Here is a 25,647-nt window from a genome sequence, read left to right as displayed (position 1 = left end):
TGTCGCCACGGTCACCGTCCGCCCTCGTGGTCGCCCTCGCGGTGCCCGTCGTGCTTGCGCAGGTAGTCGCTGAGCTCGTCGAGTTCGGCGCGCACCTGGTCGATCCGGACGGGCGCCGGGCGCTGCGGCGGCGCGGGTATCGGGGGCTGCGGGGGCACCGGTGCCGGCGGCTGCATGGCCTGCGGGGCCGTCCCCGTGGCGTACGACGAGGCGGCGGGCGGGTAACCGTACGCCGGCGCCTGCGCCTGGCTTTGCGCCGCGTACGCCTCGCGCTGCCGCTGGAAGTGGCGTACGTCCGCCACGAGGTAGTAGACGACGCCGAGCAGGAGCGTGCCGAACAGCAGGGTGATCCCCACGTAGCCGCCGGCGGTGTTCACCTCGTCGCCGGGTTCGGTGCCCAGCAGCACGATGCTGAGGACGTCGGCCGCCGCCACCGCCACCAGCAGCCCGAAATCCACCGACCTGCGGGTCACGACGGCCAGCCGCAGCAGCATCGCCCAGGCCAGGAAGCCGGCGCTGCACACCGCCATCGTCACGAACACCACACGCAGCAGGACCAGTACCGCGTCGTGCGGCGGCCGTTGCACCGGCTGCGCATGGCCCTGGCCTTGCATGGTCGCTCCTGGGTGCCTGGTGCCTGAAAAAGGGCGTACGTGCCCGCCCGTCGCCGTCCGCCCGCGGACGACACCGGTCGTGCGATGGTCGGACCGAGCATATGGCCCGGCACGGACAACCGGTTCGGGTTGTACCGAACCGTTGTCGGACCGACCGCCCACACGGACCGGACACAGGACTCCGACAGGCCGACCGGGTCTCCGGCGGGCCGACCGGGTCTCCGGCAGGCCGGTCAGGGTTCCGGCCGGCCGGTCGCGGCTCAGTCGGGCGTGACGGTCCCGTCGGTCAGGCCGTCGTACATCCCGCGCACGAGGTGCTCCCCGAGCCGGCTCGCCCGGCGCAGCGTCCGCTCGAACTCGTCGAGCGCGCGGAACCGCGCGCCGTAGCGCCGCTGTTCCGTGAGCGGGAGCCTGGGCAGTTGCAGCCGGCGCACGTCCAGCCGGGTCGCCGTGGAGGCATAGCTGCTGGCCTGCCGGTTGTTGGCGGTGCCGCGCAGGAAGCCGGCGAGGAACCACGGGTCGAGGGCCGCGGGATCGGGGCGCAGCAGTACGAGGTTGCGCCCCAGGGCGGCGCCCGCCGTCGCCTCGTCGATCACCCGCGCCACCGCGCCCCCGCCGAGGACCGGTACGACGACGTCGCCCGGCTCGGTCAGCACGGCCTCCTCCTCGCTCTCGGGAAGAGTGCCCGAGGGCGCCCCCGCCGCGAGGACGTCGTGGTCGGTGAGCACGGGCACGCGCGCGTGGCCGCCGTTCCCGCCGGTGCGCAGCACCAGCGCGCCGCCGCGGGCGAGTTCGCCGACGGTGGTGAGCGGCCACCGCGCGGGCGGCGCCTGGACGGCCGGGGGCGGGGTGAGGCCGACGGTCAGGCGCAGGGTCTCACCGAGCCGTTCGCGGACCGCCGTGAGCTCTTCCGCGCCGTCGGCCGCGGCGGCCGGGGGCAGGTGGCGGGCGGGGGCGAGGTCCACGTCGTCGTCGAGGAGTTCGATGACCGGCACCGACCGGGCAAGACCCGGCCGTTCCAGCGGTCCCCCGTCGCGTTCGAAGGCACGCCAGGCGTCCAGGACGCCGTCGCGTACCGCCGTCCAGTCCGGACCGCCGCGCCCCTCCCCGGCGAACCTCCCGGTGTCCACGAGCAGCACCTCGGGCGTGGCCGGCGTCCGGTCGGGCCGGCGCAGCACCCACAGGTGCAGCGGGATGCTGTACGGCGGCGCCGCCCCGGCCGGCAGCGCGACCAGCGCCCGGAGCGCGCCGCGGCGCAGCAGGTCGGCGCGGATCCGGCGCCCGGAACGGCGGGACGCGACGGCCGGCGGCATCAGCAGGACCGCGGTGCCGCCGTCGGCGAGCCGGGCCAGGGCGTGCTGCACCCAGGCCAGTTCGGACTCGGTGCGCGCGGGGAAGCCGTACTCCCAGCGCGCGTCGTACGCCAGCTCGTCGTGGCCCCAGTTGCGCTCGTTGAACGGCGGGTGGCAGAGCACCGCGTCGGCGCGCAGCTCCGGGTAGGCGTCGGCGCGCAGGGTGTCGCCGGCCGCGCCGTGCACCCCGGCCCGGGAGTGCAGCGCGAGCCGCAGCGCGGTCAGCGCGGCGAGATCGGGGGCGCTGTCCTGGGCGTACAGCTCCTGGCCGGGGCGGACGTCGACGGCCCGCAGCAGGGCGCCGGTTCCGCAGGCCGGGTCCAGCACGGTGCGGGCGGGGCCGGCCAGGTCGGCCATGAGACCGGCGAGTTCGGACGGGGTGAGCGTGTACTGGCGGGGGTTGGCGTCCAGATGCCGGCCCAGCAGGAACTCGAAGGCCTGCCGGGCCCCGACCTCGGCGGCCAGTTCGGCGGCGCCGCGCAGGAGGGGGGCGGAGGGGAGGAGCTGGGGGCCGGTGGGGGTGGGGACGGCGGGAGCGGCCGGTGAGGCGGGTGAGGTGGCCGGGACGGGCGAGGTGGGCGAGGCGGGCAAGGCGGGGACGAAGGAGGCGGCGGCTGGGGAGGCAGCGGGGTGTGCGGTGTTCACACCTTCCGCACTGCCGGACCGGTTCACACCTGCCGTGCCGCCTGACCTGTTCACAGCCTCGGCGGCATCCGGGGCCCGGCCGCTGTGAACCGTGGGCTCCACCGCGCCGCCGAGGCGCGCGGTCAACACCTCGTCCAGCGCGGCCGGCAGCATCGCGGCCAGGCGCTCGTCCGAGCCGGCGCTCACGTGCAGCCAGACGGTGGGGCGCTCGTGGATCAGCAGCAGCGCACAGCCGGCGTGCACCAGCGCCGTCAACGCGCCGTCGGGGTGCCCGGCGAGCTGCTGCCAGACCCGTTCGCGCAGCGGCACCTCGGCAAGTTTGCCCTGCTTGCGCAGCCAGGACTCGACCTCGGCGAGCGCGAAGGACGGGCTGGTCTCGGTGCCGCCGACCGGCTTGGGGAAGTCGGCGTGCCGACGCCGCCAGTTGCTGACGGCGGCGCGGCCCACCCCGGCGAGCCGTGCGATGCCGGCCGCGGTCACCTCTGTGGCGTTGTCCTGCACGCGGCCTCGCTCCCCTTGTCCCATGTGTGCACCGAGCATACCGATGCGCACAAGATCCCCCCTTTCACGGACGTGTACACCTCGCCTTACATAGTTCATGTTGACTCGGTTCACAGTCTCTGCTGTTATTGACCCACCGCATTGACCCACCGCTCCACCAACTCCCCGAAGGACTCCCGATGCGCCTCCCGTCCCGCGCCGTGATGCTGATAGCCGCCGCGGCCCTCCCGCTGGCCCTGACCGCCTGCTCCACCGGATCCACCGGCTCCGGCTCCGGCTCCGGCTCCGGTACCGGCACGAGCGCCCAGCCGGCCAAGGCGAAGGACCCCGACTCCGGCCTGTTCACGGGCACCCGGCTGAAGCAGGCACTGGCGCCCTCCTCGGCCTTCCCGGCCGGGCTGGCCCTGGAGTCCGACGGCTCCGCGGACAGCGGCGGCCAGTTCCTCTCCCCGGCCGGCCCGAAGGCGGGGAAGCCGGACTGCACCAGACTGGAGAGCACGTCCTGGATCCAGGTGTCCGGCTACAAGGGCGGGGTGTCGTTCGCGCAGAACGGCTACGCGAACAAGACCGAGGAAGTGGACCAGGAGATCGACGCCTTCCAGGGCACCACCGCGACGGCGGTGATGAAGGCGCTGCGGACCGTGGCCGCCGAGTGCGCCACGTTCACGGACACCGACGCGCACGCCAAGGTGAAGCTCACCGGCGGCGCGACGGCCGGACTCGGCGACGAGGCCTACACGATGACACTGACGAGCGGCTACTGGGAGAACGGCACCACGCTGATCGCGGCCCGCTCCGGCGGCTCGGTGGTCACCGTGCTGTCCACGGCGGGCGGCGACAACGGCGCCGCGTCCGCGAAGAAGGTGACGACGACGATCCTGTCGGCACTGCGGAAGTAGCCGGACCGGCAGGACAACCCGCGCCCGCGCGCGTGCCCGCGCCAGCGCCCATGCCGTGCCCGGCCGGCGTCCCGCCATCGCCCTCCGCCGCGCGGCCACCCCCTCCCGGGGCGGCACACGCGGCGGGGACGGGCCGGTTCAGCGCGCCTTGAAGCGGCTCGGGGCCTTGGTCGGGTTGCCGCCCGAGGGGAGTTTCTGCCCCGGGCAGCCCGCCAGCACCTTCTTCATCGCGGCCTTCTCGGCAGCGGTGGTCCACAGGCCGTACTTCTTCTTCACGGCGACCTGCGCGGCGACGTAGGTGCAGCGGTAGGACTTGTCGGGCGGCAGCCAGGTGGCGGTGTCGCCGTCGCCCTTGCCGCGGTTGGCGCTCGCGTCGACGGCCAGCAGGTTCAACGGGTCGTTGGCGAGGGCTATCCGCTTGCTGGCGTCCCAGTACTTGGCGCCCGTCTGCCAGGCGTCGGAGAGCGCGACGAGGTGGTCGATGTCGACCAGACTGCGGCCCCGCCGGTAGGTGACCTCCTTGCCGGAGTAGGGGTCCGGCTCCAGCACCCCGTAGGAGACCTTGCAGTCGCCGCCGGTGTACTTCACGTCCTTCAGGTCGCGCTTGAGTATGTCGTCCCGGGTGTCGCAGGAGTTGGAGTCGGTGTCCGCCCAGGCGGAGCCGAACTTCTCCCGGGAGTAACCGGTCTTCGGCGCCCGCCCCTTGACGGTCAGCGAGTCGGCCGCCGTCAGGGCTGCCCCGCCACCTCCCGTGCCACCCGGGGCTCCCGAACTCCCCTTGTCCTGAAGGTCCTTGCAGCCGGCCACGGCGAAGACCATGACGACGGCCACGACCGCCCCGCCCCTAAGACGCGCCACGTGCGCCCCCTCTTCCTTACCCAGGTCCGCCTCCGCACGGGCGGATTTCCGCTGGTCCCACGGTAACTGCCGCACGGTTCGCCCCAGACGGGGCGCAGAACGACACATACCCGCAACTCGCCTTGGTCGGCAGCCGGGTGACGGCCGGGACGAAGCTCGGACCGTACGCCTTCGCGCCCGCTCACTCCCCGCGGCGAACGAATGCCCCCGATGACGCGCCGCACACCTTGCCGTGCGCGCGGGCCTTCGGGGGCATTCGGGAGGGACTCGACCGTGCTGCCGGTGTCAGGGGCCGACGAGCCCGGTCACGAGCCCGCTGACGATCACGGTCGCCAGACCAGTCACCAGCCCAGTCACGACCCCGGTCACGAGCCCAGGATCGAGGCGAGGAACTCCCCGACCCAGCTCAGCAGTTCCCGCCCGACGAGCGGCTTGCCGCCCACCTTCGCGGTCTTGGGGCGGGGCACCAGCAGCTGGTGGACGGCCGGCTTGATGACGGTCCCCGGGTAGAGACGCTTGACGCGCAGCTCCTGCGACTCGCGCAACTCCACCGGCGCGAACCGGATGTTGGTGCCCTGGAGGACGATCTCGCCGACCCCGCACGCGCGCGCGAGCATCCGCAGCCCGGCGACGAGCAGCAGGTTCTCCACCGGCTCGGGCAGCTTGCCGTAGCGGTCGGTGAGTTCCTCGCGGACCGCCCTGATGTCGTCCTCGGAGTTGGCGGAGGCGATGGAACGGTAGGCCTGGAGGCGCAGCCGCTCGCCGGGCGCGTAGTCGTGCGGGACGTGCGCGTCGACGGGCAGCTCGATCTTCACCTCCAGCGGCGGCTCCTCCCATCCTCCCGCCGAGGGCTCCCCTGCCTCCAGCTGCCGCCGGTAGTCCGCGACGGCCTCGCCGACCATGCGGACGTACAGGTCGAAGCCGACGCCCGCGATGTGCCCGGACTGCTCGCCGCCGAGCAGGTTGCCCGCGCCGCGGATCTCCAGGTCCTTCATCGCCACGTACATGCCCGCGCCCATCTCGGTGTGCTGGGCGATGGTGGCGAGCCGTTCGTGCGCGGTCTCGGTGAGCGGCTTCTCCGGCGGGTACAGGAAGTACGCGTACCCGCGCTCACGGCCACGGCCGACCCGGCCGCGCAGCTGGTGCAGCTGGGACAGACCGAAGGTGTCGCCGCGCTCCACGATGAGGGTGTTGGCGTTGGAGATGTCGATGCCGGACTCGACGATCGTGGTCGAGACGAGGACGTCGAACTTCTTCTCCCAGAAGTCGACGACGACCTGCTCCAGGGCCGATTCCGACATCTGGCCGTGGGCGGTCGCGATGCGGGCCTCGGGAACGATCTCGCGGAGTCTGGCCGCCGCCCGGTCGATCGACTCGACCCGGTTGTGGATGTAGAAGACCTGGCCCTCGCGCAGCAGTTCGCGGCGGATGGCGGCGCCGATCTGCTTCTCCTCGTACGGCCCGACGAAGGTGAGCACCGGGTGCCGCTCCTCCGGGGGCGTGGTGATGGTCGACATCTCGCGGATGCCGGTCACCGCCATCTCCAGGGTGCGCGGGATCGGGGTCGCCGACATCGTCAGCACGTCGACGTTGGCCCGCAGCTTCTTCAGCTGCTCCTTGTGCTCGACACCGAAGCGCTGCTCCTCGTCGACGATGACCAGGCCGAGGTCCTTGAACTTGGTCTCGGAGGAGAACAGCCGGTGGGTGCCGATGACGACGTCGACGGCGCCCTCGCGCAGGCCCTCCAGGGTCCCCTTGGCCTCGGTGTCGGTCTGGAACCGGGAGAGCGCCTTCACGCTCACCGGGAACTGCGAGTACCGCTCGGAGAACGTGCCGAAGTGCTGCTGCACCAGCAGCGTGGTGGGCACGAGAACGGCGACCTGCTTGCCGTCCTGGACCGCCTTGAAGGCGGCCCGCACCGCGATCTCGGTCTTGCCGTAGCCGACGTCGCCGCAGATCAGACGGTCCATCGGGACCGACTTCTCCATGTCGTCCTTGACCTCGGCGATGGTGGTCAGCTGATCGGGGGTCTCCGCGTACGGGAAGGCGTCCTCCAGCTCGCGCTGCCAGGGTGTGTCCCCGCCGAAGGCGTGCCCGGGGGCGGCCATGCGCGCGCTGTAGAGCTTGATCAGGTCGGCGGCGATCTCCTTGACGGCCTTCTTGGCGCGCGCCTTGGTCTTCGTCCAGTCCGCGCCGCCGAGGCGGTGCAGGGTGGGGGCCTCGCCGCCGACGTACTTGGTGATCTGCTCCAGCTGGTCGGTCGGGATGTACAGCCGGTCGCCGGGCTGGCCGCGCTTGGCGGGGGCGTACTCGACGACCAGGTACTCGCGGGTGGCGCCCTGCACGGTGCGCTGGACCATCTCGATGTAGCGGCCGACGCCGTGCTGCTCGTGGACGATGTAGTCGCCGGACTCCAGGGTGAGCGGGTCGATGGTCTTGCGGCGGCGGGCCGGCATCCGCGCGCCGTCCTTGCCGGCCGCCTTCTGGCCGGACAGGTCGGTCTCGGTGAGGACGGCGAGCCGGAGCGCCGGGTCCACGAAGCCGTAGTCGATGGAGCCGCACGAGACGTGCACGACCGAGGGGCCCAGTTCGGCCAGGTCGATGTCGAGGCGGGCCGCGATGCCCTCGCCGCCGAGCACCTCGACGGTGCGGGAGGCGGTGCCGTGGCCCTCGGTGACGTACACCGTGCGCCAGCCGTCGGCCAGCCAGCCCTTGGTGTCGGCGAGGGCCTTGGCGGTGTCGCCGCGGTAGGTCTCGGTGGCGTGCATGCCGAGCTTGAGGGTGTCGGCGGACAGCTCCTCGTCGGCGGCGAACGGCGACACCGACCACCACATCATGTCCAGCTCGCGCGCGCGGTCGCGGACGTCCGCGATGGACCACAGGGAGGCCGCGCCGACGTCGATGGGCGCCTCGCCGCCGCCCGCGGTGGCCGCCCAGGACGCCTGGAGGAACTCCTGGCTGGTCGCCACCAGGTCGGCGGCGCGCGTGCGCACCCGCTCCGGGTCGCAGACGACGGCCATCGCGCCCTTGGGCAGCACGTCGAGGAGCAGTTCCATGTCGTCGACGAGAACCGGGGCGAGGGACTCCATGCCCTCGACCGCGATCCCCTCGGCGATCTTGTTCAGCAGTTCGCCCAGCTCGGGGTGTTCCTCGGCGAGGGCCCGCGCGCGTGCCCGGACGTCGTCGGTGAGCAGCAGCTCGCGGCAGGGCGGTGCCCACAGGCCGTGCTCGGCGACCTCCAGGGAGCGCTGGTCGGCGACCTTGAAGTAGCGGATCTCCTCGACGTCGTCACCCCAGAACTCGACCCGCAGGGGGTGTTCCTCGGTGGGCGGGAAGACATCCAGGATGCCGCCGCGGACGGCGAACTCACCGCGCTTCTCGACGAGCTCCACGCGCGCGTAGGCAGCCGCCGCGAGGGCTTCCACCACCTCGTTCAGGTCGGCGCTCTGCCCGGTGCGCAGCGCCACGGGCTCCAGGTCGCCGAGGCCCTTGACCTGGGGCTGGAGCACGGACCGTACGGGGGCGACGACGACGGAGACCGGGCCGGTCTCGGGGTCGTCGGAGCGGGGGTGGGCGAGGCGGCGCAGGACGGCGAGGCGGCGGCCGACGGTGTCGCTGCGGGGGCTGAGCCGCTCGTGCGGGAGCGTCTCCCAGGAGGGGTACTCCGCGACGCCCTCGGCGGGCAGCAGGGTGCGCAGCGCCGACGCCAGGTCCTCGGCCTCGCGGCCGGTGGCGGTGACGGCGAGGACGGGGCGGCCGGCCTCGCGGGCCAGGGCGGCGACCGCGAGGGGGCGGGCCGCGGGCGGGCCGACCAGGTCGACGTGCATGCGGTTGCCGTCCGCAGCCGCCTTGATCGCTTCCGCGAGGGCGGGGTCCTTGACGACGGCGTCGAGCAGACCGTGCAGGCTCATCGAGAACTCCTAGCGTGGAAACCCCCGGCTTCAGGCGGGGAAGGAAACGCATACCGGTCACGGAGGTGCGCAGTGGCAGAGCGCGCTCCGCAGACCACAAAGCCCCATCCGCTAACACGGAATCCGATAGATTGTGAGCCATGACGCAGCAGGTCAAGCGGGCTTTCAAGTACCGCTTTTACCCCACGGACGAGCAGGCGGCCGAGCTGTCGCGCACGTTCGGCTGCGTCCGCCTCGTCTACAACAAGGCGCTGGAGGAGCGCACCCGGGCCTGGTACGCCGAGCAGCGCCGCGTCTCCTACGTGCAGTCCTCCGCCGCGCTCACGGAGTGGAAGAAGACCGATGAACTGGCCTTCCTGACAGAGGTGTCCTCCGTCCCGCTCCAACAGGCGCTCCGGCATCTTCAGACGGCGTTCGGGAACTTCTTCGCCAAACGCGCCAAGTACCCGCGCTTCAAGAGCCGGAAGAAGGCGAGGTCGTCGGCCGAGTACACCCGTTCCGGCTTCAAGTGGCGTGACGGGAAGCTGACCTTGGCGAAGATGGCGGAGCCTCTGGACATCCGCTGGTCGCGCCCGCTGCCCGAGGGTGCGCAGCCCACCACGGTGACGGTGTCCCGCGACAGCGCGGGGCGCTGGTTCGCATCGTTGCTGTGCGACGACCGCGTCGCCCCGGCTCCGGCCACGGCGAACGCGGTCGGTATCGACGCGGGTATCACGTCCCTGGTGACGCTGTCCACCGGGGAGAAGATCGCCAACCCGAAGCACGAACGCCGCGACCGCACCCGCCTGGCGAAGACGCAACGGGAGCTGTCCCGGAAGGCAAAGGGCTCGGCGAATCGGGAGAAGGCCCGCCGCAACGCAGCCCGCGTCCACGCACGGATCTCCGACCGGCGCCGGGACTTCCTGCACAAACTGTCGACTCGACTCGTCCGCGAGAACCAAACGGTCGTGATCGAGGACCTCACCGTCCGGAACCTGCTGAAGAACGGCAAGCTCGCACGCGCCGTCTCGGACGCGGCATGGACGGAACTTCGCTCCATGCTGGAGTACAAATGCGCGTGGTACGGGCGCGAACTCGTCGTGATCGACCGCTTCTTCCCCAGCAGCAAGCTGTGCGGAAACTGCGGCAAAGTCCGCGAGAAGCTGCCGCTGACCGTCCGCGAGTGGACGTGCGACCGCTGCGGCACCGTACATGATCGCGACGCGAACGCGGCACGCAACATCCTGGCCGCCGGGCTGGCGGCGTCTGCCTGTGGAGACGGTGTAAGACCTCAACGGGAGTCCTCCCGGACGGGGCGGTCGTCGGTGAAGCAGGAAACCCAGCGGGCGACCGCTGGAATCCCCCGCCACTAGCGGGGGACGGAGTCAATCAGGGCGGCTTTCGTTTCCTCTTCTCCGGCACTTCCGGCACTGCCCCTCAGGCCGGCTGTGGCGTGTACGTAATGACGTGCGGGTGACGGCCTGCCGTGGCTGGGCAACACGAAGTACCCGGTGCGGGCTGCGACCGGGGGGCCTCCAGCCTACGACGACGCGTCGGCGTGTGCCGCCGCGGCTGTGGATAACCTCCGTCGCCCTGTGAGGTGCGCTGCGTCGACTCGGTGAGTCGAAAAGCGGACCTCGAAACGCAAATACTCGCTCACCGCCAGACTCGGGGTGCCGTTACCGAGCGGCAAACCGGGTTTTCACGTTTCTGGACGGCCGGTCCGGTTTGATGCGTGTGCTGGCCGTCCGGCGCAACGGTTTCTCGTACCGGCGGCGGCACGTCCTGCATTGAGCTCGGAAGAGCGTGACGGCTGGCCCCACCTGTTCACTCGGCTCGGCCGGGTGCTCCGCGTTCTGCATCTTCGCGACGGGCTGCGGGGGGGGGGGCAGGTGCAGGAGCGGCTGCCCCAGGCGCAGGCAGTGTCAACCGCGGTCAGGCACTTGAGCTGGACGGCGAAGCCCAACCTGGTGGCGCCGGTCTCGTTCCGCAGTCGGCCCGCCGCGTCACTCTTCAGGTTGACCAGTCGCTGTCGGGGCGCGCAAGCAACCGTGCATTGTTGTACGCCATCGCAGTGGTGAGGACGGTGTGGCCCCGGTCCCCCCTGCCGGGAGACCACCAGGGCAAGGTCCACCACGCCGGCGTCGAGGAGGGAGAGCACCCGGAAGGCGGGACACAACGCGTCCGGCGCCGAGCAGCCCCCGTGGCTGTTCGGCGCCGGACGTCCCCCGCAACCCCCGTGTGCGGTGGTCTCCCGGGCGGTCGCGGTCAGTCGGTCGCGATCGCGTTCAGGACGTTCATGCGGCCCGCGCGGAACGCCGGGACCAGGGCGGCGAACAGGCCCACGAAGGCGGAGCCGACGAAGACCCCGATGATCGTCGGCCACGGGATCTCCAGGACCTTCAGGCCCTGCAGGGCGAGCAGCTTCTGGGCGGTGGCGCCCCAGCCCATGCCGAGGCCGAGGCCCAGCAGGGCGCCGAAGAGGGCGATCACCACGGACTCCATGCGGATCATGCGGCGCAGCTGGCGGCGGGAGAGGCCGATGGCCCGCATCAGGCCGATCTCCCGGGTGCGCTCGACCACCGACAGGGCCAGGGTGTTCACGACTCCGAGGACCGCGACGATGATCGCGAGGGCGAGCAGGCCGTAGATCAGGTTCAGCAGCTGGCCGATCTGGTCCTTGAGGGCCTTCTTGTAGTCGGTCTGGTCGCGCACGGTGTACTGCGGGTAGTCGTGCAGTGCGGACTTGAGCGCCGTGTACGCGGCGTCCTGCTGCCCGTCCCTCGCGGTGGCGAAGACCAGGTCGTCGAGCGGCATCTTGGCGGCCGGCACGTACTTGGCGAGCGTGGTGATGTTGGTGTACTTGGAGCCGGCGTCGATCAGGCCGTCGCTGCTGGTGATCGCCCGGACCGTGAGGTGGGCGGTGCGCCCGTCCTTGAAGCTGACGGTGATCTTCGAGCCGAGGTGGATGCCGTGCGCCGTGGCGAACTTGTCGTACACGGACATCGAGTCGGGCAGGTAGGCGTCCTTGAGGTCGCCGGCGACGGTCTTGGTGCGCAGGTCGGTCGCGTACGTCGGGTCGGCCGCCGTGATGTCGGTGTCCTTGAGCGTCTTGCCGTCGGGCGTGGTGTAGTCGGCCGTGGTGGTGCGGTACTCGGTGACCCGTGCGAGTCCGGGGACGTCCTTGACGGCCTTGACCGCCTGCGGGGTGATCCGCTGGCCGCTGTCGGACTGGATGATGAAGTCGGTGCCGACGGTCTTGTCGAGCTGGTCGGACGCGGAGGCGACCATGGAGGAGCCGACCACCGAGAGGCAGGCGACCAGCGCCAGTCCGATCATCAGGGCGGCGCCGGTGGCGCCGGTGCGGCGCGGGTTGCGCAGCGCGTTGCGCTCGGCCATGCGCCCGACCGGCCCGAACATCCGCAGCAGGACGGCGCCCAGGACCCGTACGACACCGCCCGCGAGCAGCGGGCCGATGACGACGAACCCGAGGAGCGAGAGGACGATGCCGAGGCCGAGCCAGGCCGAGCCCTGCGTGGCCTTCGAGCTGCCCGAGGCCAGGTAGAGGCTGTAGCCGCCGGCGCCGGTCAGCACGAGGCCGACCAGGGCGCGTATGCGGCCCGCCCGGGCGTCGGCGGGGGCGCCCGCGTCGCGCAGCGCGGCCATCGGGGAGACCTTGCCGGCGCGGCGCGCGGGGAGGTAGGCGGCGAGGACGGTGACGACGACGCCGAGGATCAGGCCGAGCACCGGAGTGGTCCAGGCGACCGTCAGGTCACTGGTCGACAGGTGCATGCCCATGGAGCCCATCAGCTTCATCAGGCCGACCGCGATGCCGACGCCCGCGCCGACGCCGAGGACCGAGCCGACCGTGCCGAGCAGCAGGGCCTCGACGAGCACGGACCGGTTGACCTGGCGGCGACTGGAGCCGATGGCCCGCATCAGGCCGATCTCCCGGGTGCGCTGGGCGACCAGCATGGAGAAGGTGTTGATGATCAGGAAGATGCCGACCAGGAAGGCGATCCCGGCGAAGCCGAGCATCGCGTACTTCATGACGCCCAGGAAGCTCTCGACGTCCTTCTGGTTGGCGTCGGCGGTCTCCTTGGCGGTCTGCACCTTGTAGGCGGTGCCGAGTTCGCCGGCGACGTTCTTCTTCAGCTGCGCGTCCGTGACGCCCGGCGCGGCCGTCACGTTGACGTTGGTGAAGACGCCGGTCCGTCCGACGAGCGTCTGCTGGGCGGTCTTCGTGTCGAGGTAGAAGATCGCGGCACCGGGGTTGGTGACGGTGAAGTCGGCGATGCCGGAGATCTTCGCGGTGTGCGTGCCGACCGCGCTGATCACGCCGATCTCGTCGCCCAGCTTCAGGTGGTGCTTGTCGGCGGTGTCGGCGTCCACCATCACCTGGCCGGAGTTCCCGGGCGCCGTACCGGAGGTGATCTTCATGGTGCGGGCGTCGTTGGAGTTCCAGCTGCCGACGATGGTCGGCGCGCCGCTGGACGGCGACAGGCTGTCCTTCTTGGCGTCGACGACGGTCACGGAGGTCGAGAAGACCGTGCCCTCCGCCGCCTTGACGCCGGTCGCGGCGCGGACCTTGCCGACCACCGCGGCCGGCATGACCGGCGGCCTGCCGTTGTCGGAGGTGGTCGCCCCCGTGTCGGAGGCGCCCTTGGCGCTGACCGTCACGTCGGACGAGGTCGCCGCGAACAGCTTGTCGAACGTCGTGTTCATGGTGTCGGTGAACACGAGCGTGCCGCACACGAACGCCACCGACAGCAGGACGGCGACCGCGGACAGGGCCATCCGCCCCTTGTGCGCGAAGAAGTTGCGCATCGAGGTCTTCAGGACGGTCATGACGTACGCCCCCGCGCGTCGAAGTCCTTCATGCGGTCCAGGACGGTGTCGGCGGTCGGCTTGAACATCTCGTCGACGATCCGGCCGTCGGCGAGGTAGAGCACGCGGTCCGCGTAGGAGGCGGCGACCGGGTCGTGCGTGACCATCACGATGGTCTGGCCCAGGTCGTCGACGGAGCTGCGCAGGAAGCCGAGGACCTCGGCGCCCGCGCGGGAGTCGAGGTTTCCGGTCGGCTCGTCGCCGAAGATGATCTCGGGGCGGGCGGCCAGGGCGCGCGCCACGGCCACGCGCTGCTGCTGGCCTCCCGAGAGCTGGGTGGGGCGGTGCTTGAGCCGGTCCGCCAGCCCCACGGTGTCGACCACGCGCCGCAGCCACTCCTTGTCGGGCCTGCGCCCGGCGATGTCCATGGGGAGCGTGATGTTCTCCAGCGCGTTCAGCGTCGGCAGCAGGTTGAACGCCTGGAAGATGAACCCGATCCGGTCCCGGCGCAGCTGGGTGAGCTTCTTGTCCTTGAGGCCGGTGATCTCGGTCTCGTCCAGGTAGATCTGACCGCTCGTCACGGTGTCGAGCCCGGCGAGGCAGTGCATCAGGGTGGACTTCCCGGACCCCGAGGGGCCCATGATCGCGGTGAACTGCCCCCGCGCGATGTCCACGTCGACGTGGTCCAGGGCGACGACCCGGGTCTCCCCGGCCCCGTACGCCTTGACGACCTGCCGCGCCCGCGCGGCAACGGCCGTACGCCCTCCAGTACCCCCGTGCCTGGGAATGGTCACAGCCGATGTCACGGTATGTCTCCTAAGTCGGTCAGCAAGCGGACAGCGTGGTGCCGTGCCTTGCTGTGCGGTGGTCGGTACGACGACGAGTCTGGCGGCCGGAGGGGCCGCTCCGCGCTGGTGCGAAGCCCCGTCCTGCCCGGGGGAAAACCCCACCCCCGCCGGTTCGGTCAACCGCCCCCCGGCGGCGTAAAGCCAGGTTAAGGACGGACGGGGCACCGTCTCGTCCTCCGGCGGTACGAACCCTCCCCGAGCCGTAGTACGGAGAACCCCCTAGGGGACGTCCACCGCCGGGTGGAGTCCTTCTCGGGGTCGGCCTCCACCCACCGCCCCAGGAAGCGTCCACCCTCTCGTCGCGTGAGGGGCAAGCGGACGCCCGCTCCCGGGCGTTCCCACCAGGTGGACGCGTACTCCCACGGCGCCGGGGCGGATGGGAAGCTGTTGTGCGCGGCATAGATACATGACGGCTGCACGGGGAGGGGATCCGGCGTGGAGAACACGAAACCCGCGACACGCGCGGCGGGGCGCGAGGCCGGGACGGGCCGGCGGGGGGCCGTGGTGGCCGCCCTGATGCTCGCCATGGCGCTGGCGGCGCTCGACTCCACCGTCGTCTCCACCGCCGTACCCCAGATCGTCGGCGACCTCGGCGGCTTCTCGGTCTTCTCCTGGCTCTTCTCCGGCTACCTGCTCGCCGTCACCGTGACGCTGCCGGTGTACGGCAAGCTCTCCGACACCTTCGGCCGCAAGCCGGTGCTGGTCGCGGGCGCCGTCGTGTTCCTGCTGGGGTCGCTGCTGTGCGCGGCGGCCTGGAACATGGCCGCGCTGATCGCGTTCCGGATCGTGCAGGGCCTCGGCGGCGGGGCGTTGCAGGGCACCGTGCAGACCCTCGCGGCCGACCTGTACCCGCTGAAGGAGCGCCCGAAGATCCAGTCGAAGCTGTCCACGGTGTGGGCGGTGTCGGCGGTCGCCGGGCCGGGGCTCGGCGGGGTGCTGGCCGCGTACGCGGACTGGCGGTGGATCTTCCTGATCAACCTGCCGATCGGCGCGGCGGCGCTCTGGCTGATAGTGCGTCACCTCCACGAGCCGGTGCGCGCGCCGCGCACGCCCCCGCGGGTGGACTGGGCGGGAGCGCTGGCGGTCTTCGCCTGCGGGGGCGTGCTGCTGACGGCGCTCGTGCAGGGCGGGGTGGCGTGGGCGTGGTGGTCCGCGCCGTCGTGCGCCCTGTTCGCCGGCGGGTTCGCGCTGGTGGGGCTCGTGGTGTGGATCGAGCGCCGGGCGGCCGAGCCGATCATCCCGGGGTGGGTGTGGCGGCGCCGTACGATCGCGGCCGTCAACCTCGCGCTCGGCGCGCTCGGCCTGCTGATGGTGGCGCCGACGGTGTTCCTGCCGACGTACGCGCAGTCGGTGCTCGGGCTCGCGCCGGTGGCCGCCGGGTTCGTGCTGTCGGTGTGGACGCTGAGCTGGCCGGTCTCGGCGGCCCTCAGCCAGCACGTGTACCGGCGGATCGGCTTCCGCGACACCGCACTGCTCGGCATCGGCACGGCCGCGCTGATCCTGTTCGCGTTCCCGTTCCTGCCCTACCCGGGGTCGGCCTGGCAGCCGACGCTGCTGATGCTCCTGCTCGGCGCCGCGCTGGGCCTGTTCCAGCTCCCACTGATCGTGGGCGTGCAGTCGACGGTGGGCTGGGAGGAGCGGGGCACGACGACCGCGTCGGTGCTGTTCTGCCGGCAGACCGGCCAGACGATCGGGGCGTCGGTGTTCGGCGCGGTCGCCAACGGGGTGCTGGCGGCCCGGCTGGGCGGCGCGGGCGACCTCGACTCCGTCACGCGCACGCTGGACGACGGAACGGCCCCCGAGGCCACCCGGCACGCCGTCGCGGACGCCGTCCACGCCGTGTACTTCGGGGCCGCGTGCGCGTCGGCGCTGGCGTTCCTGGTGCTCCTGGTGCTGGCACCCCGGCGCTTTCCGGTCCTGGCGGAGCGCTGAGGACGGCCCCTTCACCACGGACGATCACCGCGGCCCGCCCCGAGCGAGCACCGCCGCCCGCCACGGGCGAGCACCGCCGCCCATCACGGGCGATCGCCGCCACTCGGAAGCCCGCGCCCGCCCCCGCTACCGCCCGTTCATCCGGCGCCGCACCACCAGGACCGCGCCCGCGCCGAGGGCGAAGGCCGCCGCGGCGGCGCCGACGAGCGGGAGGGCCGTACCGGCACCGCTGCTCGCCGTGGAGCCGCCGGACGACCCGGCGGCGCCGGTGACGTCGAGCCGGATGCCGGCCTCGTCATTGCCCGTGTCGGTGTCGAACGGCCGGGACGCGCCGGTCAGTCCGACCGAACCCTGAGCCCCCGGCACCGCCTTGCCGATCCGCAGGCGGAAGGTGTAGCTCCGCTCGTAACCCTCCTCGACCCAGGGGAAGTCGACGCCGCAGAGGTACTTGCCGGATCCCGTCCTGCGGCAGTAGGGGTCGGCCCTGGTCACCGTCGTACCGGAGGGCATCCTGAGCACGATCCGGACCGCGTCGGCCCGGTCGCGCCGCTGCACCCAGCCCGGCCCGGCGTCGGTGAAGCCCACGGTCAGGGGGACGGTGTCCCCGACGCCTCCCCGCAACCGCGCCCCGGTGACCCTGAAGTCGGCCGTGTTCACGGCGGTCACCGGCACGTCGGCCACGTCCCAGCGGCTGTTCTCCGCGCTGCCGGCGGGGGCGGGGGTGGCGTCGGGCCGCTCGGCCAGCTCGACCGCGGGCGCGGTTCCGGGTACCTCCGGGGTGAAGTTGTCTCCGGGGTAGGGGTACCCGGCGATCTCGGCCTTCACCGCGACGACCTCGTACAACGCGCTGCCGCGCGCGGGGAAGGAGAGCTGCTTCCCGGGCGCGTAGACGACACCGGGCCGCACCGCCTGGTCGAACTCGCAGATCACCTCGGTCCTGTCCGGCTCTCCATCCCCCACGGTGATCGTCGAGTACGTGCAGTTGGAAGGGAGTTCGGCCCGGTCCGGATGGGCCAGTCCATGGCTGAGCGTGTACGTCAGCCAGACCTTGCGGAGCGCCTCCGTGCCCGTGTTGGTAAAGCTGGTGGGCACCTGGACGGTGCCGCCCGGCTCGACCCCGTCGACCGGGGCCGTCCTGCCCAGGACCACCCCGGCCGACGGATCGTCGGCCGAGGCGGACGCGGCGGACGCGGCGGGCGTGGCGCCCAGCGCGGCCAGGGAGAGGGCGCCGATCGTGCCGACGGCCCGCCCGAGGACGCGAAGCCGGGAAGAGGTCTGGAACACGGAGCCCCCAGATGAAGCGTCGGCGACGGACGGGCGAACGGCGGGCCAAGGCGGGCCCCGCCGATCAGACTCCGGCCGCCCCCGAACAGTTGTAGCGGCCGGCGACGGACGGGCGCACCACCCGCACCGCCGCGGATCGACAGGCACGGGAGAAACCGTGTTAACGCGAGTAACACCCGAGGTCAGACGCGTTGCCGCGCAGTAAGCGCATACCGACCGGCCAGTTCAAGGAAAAAGCCGCACACCCCCCATACCTACGAGTAACGTGCGTCCCCCGCTCCCTCCTCTCCCTGCGGTCCGCCGCCACGGACCCGAGCCACGCAAGGAGCACCGGGATGTCCCACGACCTTTCCGGCCCAGCCGACCCGACCGACTCCGCGGCCCCTCACGACCGTTACGCCCCCTACGGCGTTTCCGGTGATTCCGGTGCTTCTCCGCGCGACCCGGCGCACCTCACCTACCCCTGGCAGCCGCTGCCGCCCGAACCGCCGAGCCCCCGCCACGTGCCGCGCCGGGAGCCGGTCGGCCACCACAGCGACCTGCGCGTGCTGCGCGGTGCCTACCGTCTCCAACGGCGCACCGCGGCCCTCACCGCGCTCGGCTACTTCACCCTGTTCCTGGTGCTGTCGGCGTTCGCCCCGGGCATGATGACGAGCACGGTCGCCGACGGCGTACCCGCGGGGCTGCTCCTCGCCCTCCTCCAACTCCCCGTCACCTGGCTGGCGATCGCCCTCTACGAGCACACCGCGCGCCGCCACGTCGACCCGCTCGCCGACCGTATCCGCAGGACCGCGGAACTGGACGCCAGGCGCGGGGCCCTGCGGTGACCGGCTTCAGCGGCTCCGCCCAGTCCATGTCGCTGGTCGCCTTCACCGCCGTCGCCACGCTCACCCTCCTGCTGTGCGTGATGACCGGCCCGGACCGCGACGACCTCGACGAGTTCTACACCGGCTACGGCTCCCTCTCCCCGCTCCGCAACGGCCTGGCCATCGCCGGGGACTACATCTCCGGGGCCGGGGTCCTCGCCACCGCCGGTGTGATCGCCCTGTGCGGCTACGACGGCGTCGTCCTCGCCCTGAGCACGGCCCTGTCGCTGCTGCTGCTGATGTTCCTGCTGGCCGAACCGCTGCGCAACGCGGGCCGGTTCACCATGGGCGACGCACTGGCCCGCCGGATGCCCGGCCGCAGCGTACGGATCGCGGCCTGCGCGGTCACCGTCGCCGCCCTGCTGCCGCTGATGCTGGTCCAGCTCGCCGGCGCCGGCCAGCTGATGGCCTTCGTCCTCGGCTTCTCCAACGAGACCGTGCAGACCGGCTGCGTCGTCGGCCTCGGCGCCCTGATGATCAGCTACGCGGCCATCGGCGGCATGAAGGGCACCGCCCTCATCCAGATCCTGAAGATCGTGATGCTGCTGGGTTCCGGCACCGTGGCCGCCCTGCTGGTCCTGCACCGCTTCGACTGGGACCCGGGTGCCCTGCTCGCCGCGGCGGCCCGGGGCAGCGGCGCCGGAACCGCCTACCTGCAGTCCGGCCTCCAGTTCACCGGCGGTCCCGCCCCCCGCCTGGACATGATCAGTTCGGAGCTGACCGTCGTCCTCGGCGGCGCCTGCCTGCCGCACATCACCATGCGCATGTACACCGCCTCCAGCGCCCGCCAGGTCCGCCGCTCGATGTCCTGGGCGGTGTCGTGCGTGGCCCTGTTCGTGCCGGTCGTCGCCGTCGTCGGCTTCGGCGCCACCGCCCTGGTCGGCCGCTCCGCCGTCACCGCCGCCGACCCGCAGGGCAACACCGCCTACCTGCTGGGCTCCCGCGCGGCCTTCGGAGCCGACGTGTCGACGGCGGAGACCCTGCTCTTCACCACGGTCACCACGGCGGTCTTCCTGACCCTGCTCGCCTCCGTCGCCGGCATGATCCTCGCCTGCGCCAACTCCCTCGCCCACGACGTCTTCGCGACCCGCGTCCAGGAGATGCCGGCCCGCCGCGAGATGACCCTGGCCCGCGTCTCCGCGCTCGCCATAGGAGTCCCCACGATCCTGCTGGCGGTCCTGGTCCAGCACCACAGCCTTCAGCCCCTGATCACCCTCTCCTTCTGCCTGGGCGCCTCCGCCCTCGCCCCCGCCCTGGTCTACGGCCTCTTCTGGCGCCGCTACACCCGTACCGGCCTGCTCTGGACCCTGCTCGGCGGCAGCCTCACCGTGCTGCTCCTGATGCCCGGCACGAACCTGGTGTCGGGTTCACCGGGCGCTGCCTTCCCGCACGCCGACTTCAACTGGTTCCCCTTCACCACCACCGGCCTCGTCTCCATCCCGGCCGGGTTCCTCCTGGGCTGGCTGGGGACGGTGGCCTCCGGCCGGCGCCGGGCCGCGGAACAGCGCCGGCAGTACGAGGCGGTGGAGGGGTGGATCCTGGCGGGGGCGGTGCGGAGGGAGAACTGAGAAGCCGAGAAGGCGAGAAGGCGACGGTGCAGGGCAGGCGTCAGCACAGGGCAGGCGTCGGCGCCCAGCCGGACGCGGAGCGCTATTCGGCCGCCGCGCGCCCCGTCAGCGTCACGAGGCTGTCCCGCATGTGGTCCATGTGCGCCTGCACGTCGTCCCAGGTCTCGCCGTGCTCGCGCAGCACCCGCTCGGTCTCCCGCGCGATGCTCTCCTCACTGGCCTTGGCCTCCGCGAGGACCTCGTCGGCCCGCACCTGCGCCTCCTCCTCGGAGCGGCGCGCCGACTCCCCGGCCTCCTCCAGGGCCCGCTCCGCCTCCGCCAGGGCGGCCTCGGCGCGCGCGATGCGTTCGGCGTTGTGCGCGTCGACCGCGGCGGCGCGCGCGGCCTCCTCACGCTCCTCCTCGGCCCAGCGTTCGGCGTGCTCCTTGGCCTGGTCGGCGAGCATCCCGGTGGTGCGCTGGCGCACCTCGCGCAGCGCCGAAAGGGCCTCGCCCCGCTGCTCCTTGACCTCGAGACGGGCGCCGATGCGGATGTCCTCGGCCTCGGCGTTCGCGGCGAGCAGCACCTGGCGGGCGCGTTCCTCGGTGTCCGTGCGGAGCGTGTCGGCCTGCTCCCGCACCGCGTCGCACTCGCCGTCGGCACGCGCCGCGGCCTCCACGACCCCCTCCGTCAGCTCGCGCCGGGCACCCTCAAGGAGGGTCTTCGCCTCCTCCGCCACGAGCCGGAAGATCCGGTGCGCCCGGTCCCCGAGCGCCTCGTACGTCTGCGGCGGCAGCTCCTCCACCACCGCACGCATCCGCTCGGCCTCCGCCTCCATCTCCTTGGCGAGCACGGTGAGCCGCGCGGCACGCTCCCAGGCCGCGTCCCGGTCCTCGCCGAGTTCCACGAGGAACGTGTCGACCTGGTCGGGGGGGTAGCCACGCCCCCGGACGGTCACGAACTCGTACGGCGACATCGATGCGCTGCTCACCTGGAACCCCTCTCCGCCGGACCCGCACGAAATGATGATTTCGCGGATATCTTGATGGATCGGACGTAAGTGTTCATAACGCGACACTCCGCATGCCGCGCCGGAAACACCGCACGCCGTACCGGAGAGAGGGAAGCGCGTCGGGGGGCGTGAAAGCTCAGCCGCGCGCCCTTCGGTAGCGGGTCAGCACCGTCGCACCCACGCGTTCTGCGGACAGACACTCCAGCTCGGCGGGCGGACCGCCGGCCGGGAAGAGCGGCCGGCCGGCGCCGAGGACGGTGGGGAAGGTCAGCAGCCGGTACTCGTCGACCAGGTCCGCGTCCGCCAAGGCGTGGACGACCCCGATGCTGCCCATGACCACCACGTCCCGCCGCTCGGTCTGCACGGCGTCCAGGAGATCACCGTCGAGGAGACGGGAGTTCGCCCACGCGGACACGGCGGACCCGCCGGACAGGGTGCGGGAGGCGACCAGCTTCGGTGCGGCGTTCAGGCGCGCGGAGAAGGGGTCGTCCCGGCCCGGCCACACCCGGGAGAACACCTCCCAGGTGGAACGTCCCAGCAGTACGACCCCGTCTTCCAGGGTGCGGCCCAGCCCGAACCTGTCCCCGGCGATCTCCTCCCGGCCGAACCGGAAGATCCAGCCGCCGTACGGTGTGCCTCCGGAGCCGTCGGGGTCGGACACGATCCCGTCCAGGGTGGTGAATTCGATGACGACAACGCTCATGACGGTTGTCCCTTCGCTCGATGGTCACCGGTACATACCGGCGGCACCGGGCGGACTCATCGCCGGGGACGGAACGTGTTCGGGGAACTTCTTCGGCGGATCCACAGCACGGGGCGGCGCTACAGCGTCGTCAGCACGCGCGGGTCCGTGAACACCGTGTTGCGCGCGATCCGGCCGTCGCCGGTGACCGTGAGGACCTGCACGCTGTGCAGCCGGTGCCCGCCGCCGGACTCCGGGGCGTACGCGGCGAGCGCGGGCTGTGCGTTGACGCCCAGCAGGCGCGTACGCCAGCCGGTTCCACGCATCCGGAACACGCGCTCCATGAACAGGCCGTAGTCGTCACGGCCCCGGTACCACAGCGCCAGCGGCGGCATCTCCAGGACCGCGTCGTCGGTGAGCAGCCGTACGAGCGCGGGCACATCGGCAGCCTCGAACGCCCGCGCGTACCTGCGGACCGCCTCCCGCACCCCGGGATCGTCCGGCTCGGTCACCTCGTCCGCCGTGCCCATGCCCGCGAGAGCGGCCCGCGCCCGCTGCAGCGCGCTGTTCACCGCCGGCACCGACGTCTCCAGCTGGTCCGCGACCTCGACGGCACTGAACTCCAGCACCTCGCGCAGCACCAGCACGGCCCGCTGCCGCGCGGGCAGCACCTGCAACGCCGCCACCAGCGCGAGCCGCAGATCCGCGCGCACCTCCACATCGAAGCGCGCGTCGGGGAACGGCTCCAGCCACGGCACGTCGAGCGCCGGCGTCAGGGGTGCCTCCGGATCCGCGCCGGGCGCCCCGAGCCCCGACGGCAGCGGCCTTCGCGCGCGCCCCTGAAGCGCCGTCAGGCACACGTTCGTCGCGATCCGGTACAGCCACGTCCGCACCGACGCCCGCGCCGGGTCGTAGCGGTCACGGGCCTTCCAGGCCCGCAGCATGGTCTCCTGCACCAGGTCCTCGGCCTCGTGGAACGAGCCCAGCATCCGATAGCAGTACGCCACCAACTCGCCCCGGTACGGCTCGAATTCCACCCGCCCATCATGCCCGCCCAGCACACGCGGCGGGGGCCGGTCCGGTCAGCCGACCGGACCGGCCCCCGCCGGTCGTTCCTAGCGCCGCGTCACAGCAGCCCGTCCCACATCTGCTCCAGCAGCACCGACCACCAGCTCTCCGGCGAACCGAGCGCCGCCGGGTCCAGGGAGGCCAGCTGGGCCTGGAAGTCGACGGTCCAGCGGCCCGCCTGCTCCTGGTTCAGGCCGAACCTGAGCCGCCACATCCGGCCCAGCAGCGCCAGACAGCGGGCGAACTCCGGCAGCCCCGTGTTCACGAACTGCGGCGGCACGGACGCCCCGCCCGGCCCCGCCTCCACGGGCACGGCCACGATGTTCGCGGTGCCGTACTGCACACAGAGCGCCTTGCCGAAGTCGGTCCCCATCACGAGGTACGACGCCGCGTCCGACGCCGGCTGCAACCCGCGCTCCTGCGCCAGCTCCGCCAGCGTCGGCACCGGCCGGCCCGGCTGCGCCTGCGCCCAGAAGAACGGCCCCATGTCCAGCGGCAGCCCCGCCGCCACCAGCGTGTGCGCCACGACCGGCGGCACACCCTGGCGCGACACCGCCGCCTGCTCGAACCGGAACACACCGGGACCGAACGCCGCCGCCAGCTCCTGCGCGATCGCCTCGGGCGGGATCGGCGGCGCCGCCTGCACCTGCGGCAGCGGCGCCCGCACCGGCGCGGGCCGCGCGGGACCCGCCGCCACCTGGTGCAACTCGCCCTGATGCGCCAGCAACTGCCGCATCCCCTGCTGCCGGCTCGCGTGATCCGTGCCGTACGGCGCGATGCTCGCCAGCCGCGCCTGCGGCCACTGCTCCCGGATCATCCGCGCGCAGTAGGCACCCGGCAGCTCGCACGACTCCAATTCCGTGTGCAGCTCCAGCACCTGGTCCGGCGGCACGTTCATGGCCCGCAGCTCGTGGAAGATCTGCCACTCCGGGTGCGGCGTGCCCGGCGCCGAACGCCGGATCAGCTGCTGCTCCGAACCGTCCTGCGCCCGGTAGCGCAGCACCGCCTGGTATCCGGGTCCGACCGTCGGCTGCCCCTGCTGCGGGTAGCCGTACGCCGGCGGCTGCTGCCCGGGTACGGGCTGGCCGGGTACGGGCTGACCGGGCGGCGGCATCGCACCGGGCGGCATCGGCGGCGGCATCTGCGGGGCGCCCGGCGGTGCACCGGGGGCGGGCGGAGCTGCCACCGGAGGCGCGGCCAGGACCGTCTCCGCGTGGTGAACCGCCGCCCCGCCCGCACCACGGGCAGCGCCCTGTGCGGGAGGCGTGCCAGGGACGCCAGGAGCACCCGGAGGCTGCGGTGCGCCGGGGGCGAACGGCGCGCCGGGAGCGCCCGGAGGCTGCTGCACGCCCCCGCCCACTCCACTCGGACCGGCCAGCATCGTGGCCGCGTGCTGAACATCGCCCGGCGGCGGACCACCCGGGACACCAGGCGCGGCGGGCGGGTTGGGGGCGCCCGGCGGAACCGGCGCACCCGGCACCCGCGGCGGGCCCTCGGGCCCCTTGGGCCCCGACGCCGACACCATCTGCGTCGGCGCATACCCGCCCGCGGGCGGCTGCGGCGCACCCCCGGGCGGGGCACCCTGGGCACCTTGGGCTCCCGGAACACCCGGAACACCCGGGGCAGCCGGAACACCCGGGGTTCCCGGCGCTCCCGGGACGCCCGGCGGCGGAGGCGGTGCACCGGCTCCGCCACGCGCCTTGCGCGGAGGCGGCGCGGCCCTGCTCGTCGCGGCGTCCGCTATGTCACTGGCGTTCGGCGCGAGAGACCGGCCCGGACCGGCGGGGGCGGCCGGACCCGCCGGACCCGCCGGAGGCCGGGGTGCACCCGGAGCGCCGGCCGGCGCCTGCGGATGGCCGTAGCCCGGGGCGGGCGGCGCCTGCGGGTAACCGTAGGAAGACGCGGGCGGCGGCACGGGCGCCTGCGGACGGCCCGGCGCACCCGGCGGGGGCGTACCGGGAACCGCGGGTCCCTGCGGGTAGCCGTACGACGGGGCGTCCTGCGGAGCCGGCGCGGGCGTGCCGCCCTGCGGCGCACCGCCCTGCGCGCCCGACTCGTCGAGCGCCGGGGACACCGCCGTGCGCGGCAGCTGGCTGCCGCCTGCCATCAGCGCCGTCTCGGCCTCTCCCAGGGCGCCGTCGTCGGCATCGCTCAGCGGCGGCGCGAACACCGTCGCGGGCAACGGGACGGAACGGTCCTCACCGGCATCGGCGTTCGTGTCGGTACCGGCCCAAGGGGTCGCACCGGCGGGCACGTCGTGCGCGCCCGGCGCACCCGCCCCGGCAGCTGCGGCCGGCGGCCAGGAGGTACCGCCGCTCCCCGCCGCCGGCACCCCGGCCTGCGTCTCGGCCAGCCCACCGGAAACGGAACCCGCGCCGGAAACGGAACCCGCGCCGGCACCCGTACCCGCCGACGCCCCGTCGCCCCCCGACCGCCGATCCGGGATTCCCAGCTTGTCCGCGGCCTCCTGGAGCCACTCCGGCGGGCTCAACAGGAACGACGTCTGGTTCAGGTCCACCCGGGCCGCGGGCGCCGGAACCGCGTCGGCGACCTCCGGCTCACGGCCGTACTCCTCCTCGTACCGGCGGATCACCTCGCCCACCGGCAGCGCGGGCCACAGCGTGGCCTCGCCGCTGTCACGGGCGATGACCAGCCGCTGCCCGCCGGCGTCCGACCGCGGGCCCTCCGCACGGTCCTCGCCCCACACCACGAACCCGAGGCCGAACTCCCGCACCCGCACCTCACGATGCTGGTACGCGGGCACGTCCCCGTTGATCCACTCCTCCGCGCGCTCCTGCGCCTGCGCGAACGTCACCATGCCG

General features: G+C 72.7%; 17 protein-coding genes. 5 read left to right on the top strand and 12 right to left on the bottom strand.

The window, feature by feature from the left end; genetic code table 11:
- Positions 1–11: 11 nt before the first annotated feature.
- Positions 12–614: a hypothetical protein gene (locus AB0D74_RS35895; RefSeq protein ID WP_362596234.1), complete on the bottom strand. Its 603-nt coding sequence runs from the start codon at positions 612–614 to the stop codon at positions 12–14.
- Between the two features lie 260 nt (positions 615–874).
- Complete coding sequence (locus tag AB0D74_RS35890) at positions 875–3,112, bottom strand: N-6 DNA methylase (protein WP_362596232.1); 2,238 nt, start codon at positions 3,110–3,112, stop codon at positions 875–877.
- A gap of 179 nt (positions 3,113–3,291) precedes the next feature.
- Between AB0D74_RS35890 and AB0D74_RS35885 the strand changes: the two genes are divergently transcribed.
- Entirely contained in the window at positions 3,292–4,011 is a 720-nt protein-coding gene (locus tag AB0D74_RS35885; protein ID WP_362596230.1) for a hypothetical protein, read from the top strand.
- Between the two features lie 138 nt (positions 4,012–4,149).
- Here AB0D74_RS35885 and AB0D74_RS35880 read toward each other — a convergent pair whose 3' ends face one another.
- Together AB0D74_RS35880 and mfd are read right to left on the bottom strand one after the other, a co-directional pair.
- The gene (locus AB0D74_RS35880; RefSeq protein WP_362596228.1) at positions 4,150–4,869 is read right to left on the bottom strand and encodes an HNH endonuclease family protein; all 720 of its coding nucleotides are present in this window, start codon (positions 4,867–4,869) and stop codon (positions 4,150–4,152) included.
- A gap of 365 nt (positions 4,870–5,234) precedes the next feature.
- On the bottom strand, positions 5,235–8,780 hold the full coding sequence (gene mfd, locus AB0D74_RS35875) for a transcription-repair coupling factor (protein ID WP_362596226.1): 3,546 nt from the start codon (positions 8,778–8,780) through the stop codon (positions 5,235–5,237).
- A 140-nt stretch (positions 8,781–8,920) separates the two neighbouring features.
- On the opposite strand from mfd, the gene AB0D74_RS35870 reads away from it, so the two are divergent.
- Positions 8,921–10,132, top strand: a complete 1,212-nt coding sequence (locus AB0D74_RS35870) for an RNA-guided endonuclease TnpB family protein (protein WP_362596224.1) — start codon at positions 8,921–8,923, stop codon at positions 10,130–10,132.
- A 640-nt stretch (positions 10,133–10,772) separates the two neighbouring features.
- Here AB0D74_RS35870 and AB0D74_RS35865 read toward each other — a convergent pair.
- The 3 genes from AB0D74_RS35865 to AB0D74_RS35855 all read right to left on the bottom strand — a co-directional run bounded on the left by AB0D74_RS35865 (position 10,773) and on the right by AB0D74_RS35855 (position 14,392).
- Positions 10,773–10,886: a DUF3825 domain-containing protein gene (locus tag AB0D74_RS35865; protein ID WP_362596222.1), complete on the bottom strand. Its 114-nt coding sequence runs from the start codon at positions 10,884–10,886 to the stop codon at positions 10,773–10,775.
- A 141-nt stretch (positions 10,887–11,027) separates the two neighbouring features.
- The gene (locus AB0D74_RS35860) at positions 11,028–13,607 is read right to left on the bottom strand and encodes an FtsX-like permease family protein (RefSeq protein ID WP_362596220.1); all 2,580 of its coding nucleotides are present in this window, start codon (positions 13,605–13,607) and stop codon (positions 11,028–11,030) included.
- Positions 13,604–14,392, bottom strand: coding sequence for an ABC transporter ATP-binding protein (locus tag AB0D74_RS35855; RefSeq protein ID WP_362596218.1), 789 nt, complete (start codon positions 14,390–14,392; stop codon positions 13,604–13,606). Before AB0D74_RS35855 ends, AB0D74_RS35860 begins: the two co-directional genes overlap by 4 nt.
- A gap of 477 nt (positions 14,393–14,869) precedes the next feature.
- Here AB0D74_RS35855 and AB0D74_RS35850 point away from each other — a divergent pair, with 477 nt between their 5' ends.
- Complete coding sequence (locus AB0D74_RS35850) at positions 14,870–16,366, top strand: MFS transporter (protein WP_362596216.1); 1,497 nt, start codon at positions 14,870–14,872, stop codon at positions 16,364–16,366.
- A gap of 126 nt (positions 16,367–16,492) precedes the next feature.
- On the opposite strand, the gene AB0D74_RS35845 is transcribed toward AB0D74_RS35850, so the two are convergent.
- Entirely contained in the window at positions 16,493–17,650 is a 1,158-nt protein-coding gene (locus AB0D74_RS35845; RefSeq protein ID WP_362596214.1) for a hypothetical protein, read from the bottom strand.
- A gap of 335 nt (positions 17,651–17,985) precedes the next feature.
- On the opposite strand from AB0D74_RS35845, the gene AB0D74_RS35840 reads away from it, so the two are divergent.
- Positions 17,986–18,477: a DUF485 domain-containing protein gene (locus AB0D74_RS35840; protein WP_362596212.1), complete on the top strand. Its 492-nt coding sequence runs from the start codon at positions 17,986–17,988 to the stop codon at positions 18,475–18,477.
- Positions 18,474–20,084 carry a cation acetate symporter gene (locus AB0D74_RS35835; RefSeq protein WP_362596210.1) on the top strand — a complete coding sequence of 537 codons (1,611 nt, stop codon included), beginning with the start codon at positions 18,474–18,476 and terminating at the stop codon, positions 20,082–20,084. The genes AB0D74_RS35840 and AB0D74_RS35835 overlap by 4 nt, the downstream gene beginning before the upstream one ends.
- Before the next feature lie 82 nt (positions 20,085–20,166).
- Here the strand turns inward: AB0D74_RS35835 and AB0D74_RS35830 are convergent, their stop codons facing one another.
- From AB0D74_RS35830 to AB0D74_RS35815, 4 genes are all read right to left on the bottom strand, one after another.
- Entirely contained in the window at positions 20,167–21,039 is an 873-nt protein-coding gene (locus AB0D74_RS35830) for a cellulose-binding protein (RefSeq protein ID WP_362596299.1), read from the bottom strand.
- Positions 21,040–21,211: 172 nt separating this feature from the next.
- Complete coding sequence (locus tag AB0D74_RS35825) at positions 21,212–21,778, bottom strand: dihydrofolate reductase family protein (protein ID WP_362596208.1); 567 nt, start codon at positions 21,776–21,778, stop codon at positions 21,212–21,214.
- A 119-nt stretch (positions 21,779–21,897) separates the two neighbouring features.
- Positions 21,898–22,794 carry an RNA polymerase subunit sigma-70 gene (locus AB0D74_RS35820; RefSeq protein WP_362596206.1) on the bottom strand — a complete coding sequence of 299 codons (897 nt, stop codon included), beginning with the start codon at positions 22,792–22,794 and terminating at the stop codon, positions 21,898–21,900.
- Between the two features lie 89 nt (positions 22,795–22,883).
- Positions 22,884–25,643 (bottom strand): SUKH-4 family immunity protein, encoded by a 2,760-nt coding sequence (locus AB0D74_RS35815; protein WP_362596204.1) that lies wholly within the window; start codon positions 25,641–25,643, stop codon positions 22,884–22,886.
- Positions 25,644–25,647 lie beyond the last annotated feature (4 nt).

Origin of the sequence: Streptomyces sp. NPDC048278, from assembly GCF_040652195.1 — a bacterium.
In the GTDB taxonomy this organism is placed as follows: Bacteria; Actinomycetota; Actinomycetes; order Streptomycetales; family Streptomycetaceae; genus Streptomyces.
The sequence above is the reverse complement of the archived record's forward strand: the minus strand, read 5'-3'. Positions and strand labels throughout refer to the sequence as shown.